At 67.5% G+C, this 12,117-nt stretch carries 8 protein-coding genes; 5 read left to right on the top strand and 3 right to left on the bottom strand.

The features are described 5' to 3' along the window. The first annotated feature begins 71 nt into the window (after positions 1-71). A complete protein-coding gene (locus QMG52_RS08540; RefSeq protein ID WP_283559994.1) occupies positions 72-1,568 on the top strand; it encodes an NAD-dependent succinate-semialdehyde dehydrogenase in 1,497 nt (498 codons plus the stop codon). Positions 1,569-1,618: 50 nt separating this feature from the next. Here the strand turns inward: QMG52_RS08540 and QMG52_RS08535 are convergent, their stop codons facing one another. From QMG52_RS08535 to QMG52_RS08525, 3 genes are read right to left on the bottom strand one after another with little or no spacing between them, the layout of a single operon-like run. Then, positions 1,619-4,180: a transglutaminase TgpA family protein gene (locus tag QMG52_RS08535; protein WP_283559993.1), complete on the bottom strand. Its 2,562-nt coding sequence runs from the start codon at positions 4,178-4,180 to the stop codon at positions 1,619-1,621. Next, entirely contained in the window at positions 4,177-5,697 is a 1,521-nt protein-coding gene (locus QMG52_RS08530) for a DUF58 domain-containing protein (RefSeq protein WP_283559992.1), read from the bottom strand. The genes QMG52_RS08535 and QMG52_RS08530 overlap by 4 nt, the downstream gene beginning before the upstream one ends. Positions 5,698-5,709: 12 nt before the next feature. After that, the gene (locus QMG52_RS08525) at positions 5,710-6,909 is read right to left on the bottom strand and encodes an AAA family ATPase (protein WP_283559991.1); all 1,200 of its coding nucleotides are present in this window, start codon (positions 6,907-6,909) and stop codon (positions 5,710-5,712) included. Positions 6,910-7,093: 184 nt separating this feature from the next. On the opposite strand from QMG52_RS08525, the gene QMG52_RS08520 reads away from it, so the two are divergent. The 4 genes from QMG52_RS08520 (at position 7,094) to QMG52_RS08505 (ending at position 12,039) form a co-directional block, all read left to right on the top strand. Continuing rightward, positions 7,094-8,050: a TatD family hydrolase gene (locus QMG52_RS08520; protein WP_283559990.1), complete on the top strand. Its 957-nt coding sequence runs from the start codon at positions 7,094-7,096 to the stop codon at positions 8,048-8,050. Positions 8,051-8,454: 404 nt separating this feature from the next. Next, positions 8,455-9,666, top strand: a complete 1,212-nt coding sequence (locus QMG52_RS08515) for a resuscitation-promoting factor (RefSeq protein ID WP_283559989.1) — start codon at positions 8,455-8,457, stop codon at positions 9,664-9,666. Between the two features lie 76 nt (positions 9,667-9,742). Beyond that, positions 9,743-10,633 carry a 16S rRNA (adenine(1518)-N(6)/adenine(1519)-N(6))-dimethyltransferase RsmA gene (rsmA, locus tag QMG52_RS08510; protein WP_283559988.1) on the top strand — a complete coding sequence of 297 codons (891 nt, stop codon included), beginning with the start codon at positions 9,743-9,745 and terminating at the stop codon, positions 10,631-10,633. A gap of 269 nt (positions 10,634-10,902) precedes the next feature. Then, positions 10,903-12,039, top strand: a complete 1,137-nt coding sequence (locus QMG52_RS08505; RefSeq protein ID WP_283559987.1) for a 4-(cytidine 5'-diphospho)-2-C-methyl-D-erythritol kinase — start codon at positions 10,903-10,905, stop codon at positions 12,037-12,039. Positions 12,040-12,117: the final 78 nt, after the last annotated feature.

Genomic DNA, 12,117 nt, shown 5'->3' with positions numbered 1-12,117 from the left:
GGCCGGGAACTACCGTGGGCAGCAGAAGTATTTCTTATCTGACATATTTCCTCTCTGACATAGGAGTCCGTATGAGCGCGAGCACCCAGACCATCACCGCCGACCGTGAGAGCGAACTGCTCGCCGGCATTCCTGCGGAACTGCTGATCGGAGGGTCATGGCGGCCGGCCACGGGCGGCAGGACCTTTGGCGTGGAAGATCCGGCGACGGGGAAAACGCTGGTTTCCATCGCCGACGCCGGCCCGCAGGACGGCGTCGCGGCGCTGGACGCCGCCGTTGCCGCCCAGGACGGCTGGGCGGCCACCGCCCCGCGGGAACGCGGCGAAATCCTGCGCCGAGCCTTCGAAATGGTCACGGCGCGCGCCGACGATTTCGCCCTGCTGATGACTCTCGAAATGGGTAAGCCGCTCGCCGAAGCCCGCGGTGAGGTCGCCTACGGAGCAGAGTTTCTCCGCTGGTTCTCCGAGGAAGCCGTCCGCGCCTTTGGCCGCTATTCGATCTCGCCGGACGGCAAGTCCAGGCTGCTGGTGAACAAGAAGCCGGTCGGGCCGTGCCTGTTGATCACACCATGGAATTTCCCGCTCGCCATGGCCACCCGCAAGATCGCCCCGGCCGTCGCCGCCGGCTGCACCATGGTACTGAAGCCCGCCGCGCTCACCCCGTTGACCTCGCTCCTTTTTGCCGAGGTGATGCAGGAGGCCGGGTTGCCGGACGGCGTGCTAAATGTTCTCACCACCACCTCCGCGTCGGCCGTGACGGGTCCGCTGATCAAGGATTCCCGGCTGCGCAAAATGTCCTTTACCGGTTCCACCGAGGTGGGGCGCAGGCTGTTGGCGGATGCCTCCACCAACGTGTTGCGCACCTCCATGGAGCTGGGCGGCAACGCGCCATTCGTGGTCTTCGAGGATGCCGACCTGGATGCAGCCGTCACCGGCGCCATGGCTGCGAAACTGCGGAACATGGGCGAGGCCTGCACCGCCGCGAACCGCTTCATTGTGCACGAATCCGTGGCCGCGGAATTCGCGGAAAAATTTGCCGCGAAAATGTCCGCCATGAGCACCGGCCGCGGCACCGAAGAAGCCACCCAGGTAGGGCCGCTGATCGATGCCAAGAGCCGCGACAAGGTCCATTCGCTGGTCACGGACGCGCTCGCCGACGGCGCGACGGCGCTCACGGGTGGAGCGGCCGTGGATGGCCCCGGCTATTTCTACCAGCCCACCGTCCTGACCGGTGTCGAGCCCGGATCCCGCATTCTCGACGAGGAGATCTTCGGGCCAGTGGCACCGATCGTGACCTTCAAGAACGAGGCCGAAGCCGTCGCTCTGGCCAATGACACCGAATTCGGGCTGGTGGCCTATGTCTTCACAAGGGATCTGAACCGCGGGCTGCGGATGGGCGAACGGCTGGAAACCGGCATGCTCGGGCTTAACGCCGGGGTCATCTCCAATGCAGCCGCACCATTCGGCGGAGTCAAGCAGTCCGGTCTGGGCCGCGAAGGCGGGCTGGAAGGAATTGAGGAATACCTGTACACCCAGTACATCGGCATCGCGGACCCATACGCATCCTAGGACGTAGCACCGCGGTTCCCCCTGACCCAACTGGGTAGCAGTTATGGCACTCAAACGGTCGTTTGAGTGCCATAACTGCTACCCAGTTGGGAAGGGGGCGGCGGGCGCTTCCGGCTGGACCGCTCTGGCCCGCCGCGCCAGCGCCGCAGGGTCGACGGCGGCAACAGCTCGGCGCGAAGCCGACGGCCGGCAGGTGCCTTCGCGCGCAGCAGCCGATGCGCCACTGTCAGTGCGCTCCTGAGCCCGCTCCGCACCGCGGCCTCATCCCCGTCCGCCTCCGGATCGCTGCGGTCCACGAATGACTCTTCCTCCGGTGAACCGTAGGCACGGTGCTCGTAGGCGGAGAGCAATACCTGCACCGGTCCGGCGGCGGTTGTGTTGCCTGCCGTGCCGGCGGCTCTGACGGCCCCGGCGCCGCCTCCAATCCCGCCCCCGGCGCCACCGCGCAGCGGCCCCTGCAGCAGACGGGCGGCGAAGGTCCGGGGCGTATCGCTGGCCATCGGCTGCAGTCCATAGTCAAACGCGAGGTCGGTCAGCTCCGCCCAGGCTGCGGATTCTGGCGCCCAGGCTGCGGATTCTGGCGCCCGGGCTGCCCCCGCACCGGGGCGGGTGGTCCGCCGGCGGCGCCGGCGCAAATTGATGCGGGTTAGACCGGGCGCGGCCAGCAGCAGAACAACGGCGGGCGTCAGCACGAACCACAGCGGTTGGACCGTGCCACCCGCCTGTCCTCCGGTGGCGTGCGGGGAAACCGGCGCGGGCGATGCCACCGCGGAAGGTGAAGCGGTATTGGCCGCGTTGTCTCCTGGCCGCAGCTCATTATCGGGGCTGTTGGCCGCGCCCCCGGAGACGCCAAGCTGCAGCGCGTAGGCGGGGACTTGGCCTCGACTGGGAGTAGGTTCGAAGGGAACCCATCCGAGGCCGGCGAAGTACAGTTCGGGCCAGGCGTGGGCACTATGTCCATCCACCTGGTACTCCGTGAGTTGCTCGCCGTTTATCAGCACGGTCCGACCGGTGAGCTGCCCTGGTGCGTAGCCCACCGCAATCCTGCTGGGGATCCCGACCTCCCGCGCCATCACCGCCATGGCGGCCGAATAGTGCACACAATAGCCGCTCTTGACGTCGAGGAACGTAGCCAGAACGTCCATGCCGCTGCCGTCGTAACCATTGGTCACAGGGGTCTGTTCGGAATAGCTGAACTGCGGGCCGCGCAGATAATTCTGGATCGACAGTGCCCTGTCAAAGTAGGTGGAGGAACCCGCTGTGATGTCCAGGGCCCGCTGCCGGATGATGCCGGGCGTGTCGGTCGGCAACGACATGAACACCGGGTCCAGTGTGCTGGGCGGTTTTTGGACCACTTGGGACAGCGCGCCCTTGGTGAGCGCCGGCATGACGCTCCGGACGATGTACTGCTGGTTCAAGGATGTCGAGTTGATGCCTTGGATGGCCAGCGTCTCCGGATCCCAACCCCAGCGCCCGGAAAGCCCCGTGATGTTCACCGGCGCATACGGCACCGGCAGCCACGGGCCGCTGAAGTCCGTGGACTCGATCACCGTGGTGGTCGTGACGGTAGGAACACCGGAAGCGCGGGACGAATCACCGGTGATGTTGTTGGCGTCCAGTTGGCGCATCGTGTTCCGGCTCGTGGGCTCCCAGGAATTGCCGCTGAAATCCTCCAGCGTCGTGGTCCGCAGATAGGGTGCGGAGGTCGCGTCCGTTGCATAGACCATCATCCCCTGGCCGCCGGACTGGCGCAGATCGTTACCCAGCGACAGCATTGGATTCAGCCCGGAGACCTTGCCGAAGGCGTTCAGCCGGGTTCCCTGCGGGAACGTCCCGGAGTTGAAGCCGGGGATCAGTAGTGCCGCGAGCACGGTGACGACGACGGCGGCGACGGCGACGCTGACGGCCCGCCGGAGCTGTCCGGTTGACCGTCTGGCGCTCTGATCCAGGTCGGCAGCCGGTGCGTACCATTGGCTCAGTCCCAGAATCAGCAGGTAACCGGCCGCTCCGCCGAGAAAACCCAACGGACCAAGGCTGTCGGGTTTGATGAGGGCTGGAATGAGCATGATAGCGAAGATGCCGAGCCCGCTGCTGGCCGGCATGGCCAGACCCACGGCCAGCGAATCTGTCAGCAGGGCCGCGAGGCCGATGCCGGCGCAGACAATGAAAACGATGCCCGCGTTGGGGTACACCGGCGCCGCCCCCGTGATGATGGTGTCCGAGGCCTGGCTGATCAACGGTTGGAGGGCCTCGAAGCTCTCTTTGCCCGGGATAGATCCCAACAGGGCGGAGGAATTAAGGAACAGCAGCGTCAGCACCATGACCAAGGCCGCCAGACCCAGCATTTGGGCGGCTGCCGGTGGAAGGCGGAAGGCACGGGCGCCAGCGGTCACCAGCAGAACCGCGGCCACAGTCAAGATCACAAGGATCAACCAGCTCCAGCCCCGCAGCACTCCGTTCAGACCCAGTGAAGTGCCGATAACGGCAACGAAGATGGCTCCGGCCATAGACCACGGCGCCACTCCGGCGGCGGGACGGGAAGAGCGCCGTGTCCCGGCCGCGCCATTGCCCGGGTCCGAAACCAGCCCGGGGCCCTGCGTACGGGTGCTCATGGCCGGCTCCCCCCGGAACCGTTGTGGAAGCGGAATCTTCCGTGGCTGACTGGGACGCCGCTGACTGGGACGCCGCTGACTGGGACGCCGCGGCGTGGACCGGCGTGGGGGGGGCCCAGACTGCCACCCCGGACGGGCCCGTTGGCGGCGCCGGATAACTCCGGCTCGTCGAAACATGCCCACGCGGAGGCCAGCGGGGTGCCACTGCCGACGGCGACAGCCCGCCAGCCGCCGGTCCGCAGGATCTCCAGCAGCTCGCCGGCTTCCAGCGGCTGCCCGGTGCAGACAATTGCGAATGCGCTGGCACTGTACTCGGCCGCCGGAGCCAGCGCGGCCGCTTCGCCGTAGGAGAGCCCACCCAGTAAAGCGATCAGCGGACCGTGCTGGCGGCGCAGGGACAACTTGTCCAGCAGCGGCTCGGCCCAGGCCTCCGGCCCCGCGGCGGACGGCGGGGCGCCCCCGCGCCGCCCCGCCGGCGTCGTCAGTTCAAGGGCGGCCAGCGATGCGGCCACGGACGCCAGCCCGGCGCCGCCCTCATAGCTGTCTTCCCAGGGCTGCGGAGCCGATCCCGAGGTGTGGAATCCCGGCTGACCGCCGAGATCAAGAATCTGCAGGTCAAAGCTGCGTTCAATCAGGTGCGCGGCAACGGACATGGCTGCCACCACCGTCCACTCGAAGGTTTCGCTGCTGATCAGATCGGCATGGCTGCCGTCCGGGGCGCCGGAACCGAAGGCACCGCCCGGGGCATGACCGGCGTTCCGGTAAGCACTCAGCCGGCTGTCCAGCAGCACGGTGGCCTCCGGAGTGGTGACGGATTCTTCCTGGCGGACCATGAGCTCCCCATGGCGAGCGGTCGCGGGCCAGTGCACGCGGCGCATTGGATCACCGTGGCGGTATTGGCGGGTCATCACGTCATCGTCGCTGGGATTGGCACGCTGCCGGGTGGCGGTCATTCCGTCATCGCCGCGGGCACCTGTGAGGGAAGTGGCGGGAAGTTCGACGGCGGCGGGCGTGACGGTGAGCAGTTCCGTGACGCCCAATTCCCGGCGGTGCCCGCTCAGGCCAAAGGGATCGGTGAATTCCGCCGTCACCGGGCCGATCCGGAACTGTCCGCGGCGGGACGGGCGGAGCCGATATTCGTAACGGCTCACCCCGCCGTCGGTGCGGTAACGGGCCGGGTACGTGAACGACGGAGGATCGCCGAAGCGTGGCGGAAGCTGCTCAGACATGCGGATCCGCCCGCTGCCGAATCCGCCCCCGGTGATCGCCAGATGTGCCGTCGTCGTCGTCCCCGTTTCCACCGACGCGGGCGAAAACTCCCGATGGACCACGAATTCGGGCCGGAGCAGCTTTATGCCCAGCGCCGCCAAAAGCGGGAGCACCAGCAGGAAAATGCCCAGGGTCAGCAGATCGCGCCGGCCCAGGATCTGCGCGAGCAGCATGGCAAAGAGCCCGGCCCCCACAAGACCCCAGCCGCGGAGAAGGAGCAGCCTGTACGGAAACCAGCCGAAGCCCATGGCATCCTCCCGCTACCGGCCGGCGCCGGTACTGCCAGGGCCAAGGCGTCCGGTTCCGCTTGGCCGCAGCCCTGCCCAATCGGCCTCGGAGCCAACCGGCAACACCTCCAAAATGGCGGCGATGACGCCGGACGCGGTCTGACCCGCACTCGCGGACCGGCGCTCCAGAATAACCCGATGCGCCAGGACCGCATCAGCCATGGTCACCACATCGTCGGGAAGGACAAAGGTGCGCTGTTGCAGCGCGGCGTGCGCCTTCGCTGCGCGCAGCAGTTGGAGCAGAGCCCGCGGGCTCGCCCCCAGCCTCAGCTGCTGGCTCTCCCGCGTCGCGCGGCCGAGCGCCACGATGTACTCCTTAACGGGGGCCGAAACATAGACGACGTCGACGGCGCCCATCATCGAGGCGACGTCCTGCACGGTGGCGACAGCGCTGACCGCCTCGAGCGGCGAGACGGACTGATGGGTCTGGAGCATATCGATCTCAGAAGCCCGGTCCGGGTAGCCCATCGAAATGCGGGCCATGAAACGGTCCCGCTGCGCCTCCGGCAGGGGGTACGTGCCCTCCATCTCGATCGGATTCTGCGTGGCGACCACCATGAACGGCTCCGGCAGCCGGTGCGAGGTGCCGTCCGTCGTAACGCGGTGCTCTTCCATGCTTTCCAGCAGCGCCGACTGGGTTTTCGCAGAGGCGCGGTTGATCTCGTCGCCGATCACGATATTGGCGAAAACGGCGCCCGGGCGGAACTCGAACTTCCGCGTCGACTGGTTGTAGATGGACACCCCGGTGATATCGGAGGGCAGCAGGTCAGGGGTGAACTGGATGCGGCTGACCGAACAGTCGATGGTCCGGGCCAGAGTTTTGGCCAGCAGGGTCTTGCCCACCCCTGGCACGTCCTCCACCAGCAGATGCCCGCGGGCCAGCAGCACGGTCAGGGCCAGCTCCGCGGCCCGGGCCTTGCCGTCCACGACCGTGTTGATGGTGGCCAGTATCCGTTGGCTTGTCTGCTGGAATTGCGCCGGATCCATGGCACTGCCCTCGCCGGGCGCTGCGGCCGCGCTGGGTCCGTCGGCCGCGCTGAGACCCTGGGCCGCTGTGGTCCCGCCCGGGGCAATGGCGTCGCCGAGCGCACCGGGCCGGGCGGTTCCGTTGTCCCCGGCTGCCGGGCGCGGCAATGACTGCCCTGCGATGGTGCGGTTCTGTTGGTCCATCATCGACCTTTCGCGCGTCGCCGACCTCCCGTTACCTTCACAGCCGCAGCCGCGCAGTGCCCGTCCGAGGTCGGTCGTGAGACCTAGGTTACTAGTTCAACACCGTTATGTCCGTTCCGGTTCCCGGCGGCCGGTGCACGACGTCCCAGGTCGATGGCTAGGTGCGCCGCTGGGTAAAGTTGGGCACATGAGCAGCACAGAGATTCCCGTGCAGTACCGCCCTGGATCGCGGCCGGACGACGACGGCGCCCGGCGGCCGTCGTCGTCTGACCGCGGGACGCGCAGCAGTACGGAGGACGACGGACGGCGCCGGAAGCTTGACTACCCCGGTGCCCCTGAGCCGTTGCCGGTTCCCGTGATCGACAATCACACCCATCTGGATATGCGTGACGGTCTGGTCCAGGTCTCCGTGGCCGCGGCGCTGGACGCGGCCGAAGCGGTGGGCGTGAAGGGCGCGGTACAGGTCGGCTGCGATCTGGAATCGTCCCGCTTTACCGTAGCGGCCCTGGAGCTGGACCGCAGACTGCTGGGCGCCGTCGCTCTCCATCCCAACGACGCTCCGGAGTTGGCGGCGCGGGGCGCGCTGGAGTGCGCGCTCGCGGAGATTGAACGGCTCGCAGCGCACCCCCGGGTGCGGGCCATCGGCGAAACCGGCTTGGACTACTTCCGAACCGCGGAATCCGGGCTGGCGGACCAGCGGTACTCATTCCGCCGGCACATTGACCTGGCCAAGCGCCTGGGGCTGGCGCTGCAGATCCATGACCGGGACGCCCACGCTGATGTGGTGGCGACCCTGCAGGCGGAGGGAGCACCGGAAAGGGTGGTGCTGCACTGCTTCTCCGGCGACGCCGACCTGGCCCGGATCTGCAATGCCAACGGCTGGTACATGTCTTTTGCCGGCACCGTGACGTTTAAAAATGCGCATGACATCAGGGCCGCGCTAACCGTAGCGGACCCGCAGCTGGTCCTGGTCGAGACCGACGCGCCATTCCTGACTCCGCACCCGCACCGCGGGCGGCCCAACGCCAGCTACATGGTGCCCTACACGGTCCGCTCGATGGCGGAACTGCTGGCTAAAGACCTTGGTCTGCTCGGTGCGGAGCTGGCCGCCAACACCGAAGCGGTCTATGGCTCCTGGGGCTGACCGCGGCCCCCGAATCCGACCCCGTCCGTCCGTGACACCCTCCCGGCAGCCCTTGACACCGGGCCGTCAGTTCTTTGTCAAACGGCTGTCATGCGGTCTTGTTCGGGCCGAAAGTGGGCTGTGCGCCTTGGCGTTAATGTCACGATTGGGTTACGCTGGGGAACTATTAGCCGGGGTCGGGGAAGGCCATCGGGTAAGTTCACTTCAGTTTTGTGCACCGTTCCGCGGTGCACTTATGCCGTTTGCCGGCCGTCATGCAGCGCATGGACACCGTCGCATGGGCACGTCTAAAACCAGGAAGTGCGGCAGTGCCCAGGCCTGCCGTGCGGATGCCTCGCGGCCGCCGCACGGAAGGAATGAGCGCTATTCCCCGTGCCCGGATCCTTGAGTAGTGACGGGTTCCTGTGGCAAATTTCTTCAAAACGGCCGGCGGCAAGCCAAGTCTGGCGAAAATCGGTGGACAGGCGTTGGTGCTCTTGGCCCTCGTGCTGGGTCTTGTGGCCTTCGTCGGCAACAACAAGACCATCACCGTCAATGTGGACGGGCAGGCCAGCTCCGTGCAGACGTTCGGCGGTTCTGTCAGCCAGGTGCTGCAGCACGCCAACATTGACGTTAAATCCGCTGACAATGTCAGCCCGGCGCTGGACACGGCGGTGGACGACGGCACCGTCATCAACGTGAACACGTCCAAGCAGATCAAGGTCAACCTGGACGGCTCCGGCACAACGGTCCAGACCACATCCGCCAAGGTCGGCGACCTGATCAACCAGCTCGGCGTGACGGCCAACGCGATGGTTTCCGCCCCCAAGGACATGAAACTTGCCAGCACGGATGTCATTGACATCGTGACGCCGAAGACGGTGACGATCCTCGCCGACGGCAAGAGCGTGGAACAGACGACGACGGCAGCCACCGTGGCCGAAGTCCTGGCTTCCGCGGGAGTAACCCCCGCAGCTGCGGACCTGGTGTCCCAGCCCAAAGACTCACCCGTAGTGAACAACATGGTGATCAAGGTGTCCCGTGTCGTCAGCGGGACCAGCACCACGGTCGCCTCCGACGTAGCCTTCACCACCGAGACCACTGTCGATCCGAACCTCTTCAAGGATGAGCAGAAGACAACCCTGGCCGGCACCGTGGGCAAACTGGAGAAGACCTACGCCCTGACCACCATCGACGGCCGCGAAGTGAACCGGGCCGAATCGGGCGAGACCGTCACGGTTCAGCCCGTCGCCGAGCAGGTCACCGTGGGCAGCAAGGATCGTCCGGTGGCCGTTGCGCCTGCCGCGCCTGCGGCTGCGGCACCCGCCGCTGCGGCACCCGCCGCTGCGGCACCCGCGGCTGCGGCACCCGCCGCTGCGGCCGCACCGCCGGTGATGAACGCCGCGATGTGGGACAAGATCGCTCAGTGTGAATCCGGCGGCAACTGGGCCATCAACACCGGCAACGGCTACTACGGCGGCCTGCAGTTCGACAACTCCTCCTGGCTGGCCAATGGCGGCGGGCAGTACGCGCCCCGCGCCGACCTGGCCACCCGCGAGCAGCAGATTGCCGTCGCCAACACCTATTACGCCAAGGCAGGTCTCTCCCCATGGGGCTGCGCAGGGGCGGCACGCTAGGGAAGCCCGACCGCGGCTGAGCCCAGTTGGCTCAGGTGGCCGGGGGCTCAGATGGCACAGTGACTAAGATGGCACAGTGACAGAGCCAGCTTCCCGCCCCGAGAGTGCCCTCCCCGTTCGGCCCCTGCTGGGAGCGGCGGATATCCGCCGGCTGGCAGATGAGATCGGCATCCGACCGACCAAAACGCTGGGCCAGAACTTCGTTATTGACGGTAATACCATCCGCCGTATCGTGGCCACAGCCCGGATCGACCCGGCGGAAACCGTCCTCGAAGTCGGTCCCGGACTGGGCTCGCTGACCCTGGGACTGTTGGATGCAGCGGCCCGGGTGGTCGCCGTGGAAATCGATCCTGTGCTGGCCGCCAAACTGCCGGACACGATCGCCGCCTTCCGTCCTGATCTGGTAGCCAACCTCGACGTGGTGCTCTCCGATGCGATGCGTGTCACCGAGCTCCCCGTCCAGCCGGCATCCCTGGTCGCGAACCTGCCCTACAACGTGGCCGTCCCGGTGGTGCTGAACCTGCTGGAACGCTTCCCATCGCTGCAGCATGGTCTGGTGATGGTCCAGGACGAGGTGGCGGACCGGCTTGCGGCCGGACCCGGCTCGAAGACCTACGGCATCCCGTCCGTCAAGGCCGCCTGGTATTCCCGGATGCGCAAGGCAGGCGTAATCGGGATGAACGTCTTTTGGCCCGCGCCCAAGATTTCCTCCGGCCTGGTGGCCTTCACCCGGCACCAGCCGCCTGTCACGCGGGCCAGCCGGGAAGAGGTATTTGCCGTCATTGATGCCGCCTTCGCGCAGCGCCGCAAGACCCTCCGGGCCGCACTGGCGGGGTGGGCCGGGGGAGCCGCGGAAGCCGAGCGGTGCCTGACCGTTGCCGGCGTCGACCCCCGGGCCCGCGGCGAGGTCATCGATATTGCGGCATATGCGAGGATCGCGGAAGCGAAAATTCCCCTGATCGTCTGAACCGTCGCGGGCCGACGCCCCGGGCAGAGGGCACCACGGGCAAAAATGACGGCGGTCCCCGAAAATGATGCGGGACGCGCCCGTCATATGGCGGGACCGCCGTCATTTTTGAATCGGGAGGGAGCGGTCCGCCCCCGACGGTGGCAGCGGAGACCGTATCGCCGGGGCCGGGCGGGAAGCCGGTGACGGGTCCCGGTGTTGAGGCAGAACCCTGCGGACAGGGCTCGCGGCAGTTGGCCCCGGCCACGCCGTACCCTAAGTTGGAGGCTATGAGCTCAGTGCACAGGTTTCCGGTCGGCCGGACCGTCCGGGTCAGGGCGCCGGGAAAGATCAACGTCTTCTTCCGGGCTGGCCCGCTGCGGCCTGATGGCTACCACTCGGTGGCCAGTCTGTACCTGGCGGTCTCCTTGTATGAGGAGGTCGCCGCGACCAGCGTCCCCGCCAAGCTGATGCGGGCCGCGGACTCTGCCAGCACCGGCTCCACCACCGGTCGCACCACTGGCTCCACCACCGGTCGCACTGGCCCCGCCTTCACCGACGGACCCACGCCCGGCACCATCGCCGGCCCCGACGGACCCACCTCCACCACGGGACCCGCTGCGGACGCCACGGCCCCGGCAGCGGTCACCGTCCGGCTTAGGGGTAATCCGGGTCAGGCCGAGGGTGCGCTGGCGGTTCCCTTGGACGAGAGGAACCTCGCCGTCCGGGCGGCGCGGCTGATGTCCGACGTCAGCGAGGGCGCCGGCCCGGTCCTGCTGGAAATCACTAAACGAGTGCCTGTCTCCGGTGGGATGGGCGGTGGATCCGCCGACGCCGCGGCCACACTGCTGGCATGCGAGGCGCTCTGGGACAGCGGTCTCTCCCGCGAGGAGCTTTCCCACCTGGCCGCCGAACTCGGCGCCGACGTGCCCTTCGGGCTGCTCGGCGGTGCCGCCGTCGGGCTCGGTGTGGGGGATGAGCTCACCCCGGCACTGGCGCCGTCGCAGCTGCACTGGGTGCTGGTCCAGGCCAACTTCGGGCTGCCCACCCCCGAGGTGTTCCGGCAGCTGGACCGCATGCGCGAGGACGACGACGCCGAGCCGTCGGTGCCCGGGCAGGTGGATCCGGCCGTGCTCGCGGCCCTGCGCGCCGGGGACGCTAGGGCCCTCGCCGCCGTGCTCGTCAACGATCTGCAGCGCGCCGCCGTCGCACTGGCGCCGCAGCTCGCGGACGTGATCGCAGCAGGGAAGAAACACGGTGCGCTGGCTTCCCTCGTGTCCGGTTCCGGACCCACCATCGCGATGCTGGCAGCCGATGAGGCCGACGCCCGGGTACTGGCGGACCGGCTGGCGAACGACGGGCACAACGCGCTTCCGGTACACGGTCCGGTGCACGGGGCGAAAATCATCTCAGACGTCATCCGCTGAGCCTCCTGGGCGCCGTTCCAAGGCATGCGGAGCCGGCCCGGGCCCGCGGGGTAGAATGGCTGGCCTTGAATCTTATTG

This window comes from Paenarthrobacter sp. PH39-S1, assembly GCF_030063245.1.
Classification (GTDB): Bacteria; Actinomycetota; Actinomycetes; order Actinomycetales; family Micrococcaceae; genus Arthrobacter_M.
This window is presented reverse-complemented; position numbering and strand designations above follow the sequence as displayed.

Coding starts and splice junctions, on each gene's coding strand:
- QMG52_RS08540 (WP_283559994.1), top strand. CDS start 72: ATGAGCGCGAGCACCCAGACCATCACCGCCGACCGTGAGAGCGAACTG.
- QMG52_RS08535 (WP_283559993.1), bottom strand. CDS start 4,180: ATGAGCACCCGTACGCAGGGCCCCGGGCTGGTTTCGGACCCGGGCAAT.
- QMG52_RS08530 (WP_283559992.1), bottom strand. CDS start 5,697: ATGGGCTTCGGCTGGTTTCCGTACAGGCTGCTCCTTCTCCGCGGCTGG.
- QMG52_RS08525 (WP_283559991.1), bottom strand. CDS start 6,909: ATGATGGACCAACAGAACCGCACCATCGCAGGGCAGTCATTGCCGCGC.
- QMG52_RS08520 (WP_283559990.1), top strand. CDS start 7,094: ATGAGCAGCACAGAGATTCCCGTGCAGTACCGCCCTGGATCGCGGCCG.
- QMG52_RS08505 (WP_283559987.1), top strand. CDS start 10,903: ATGAGCTCAGTGCACAGGTTTCCGGTCGGCCGGACCGTCCGGGTCAGG.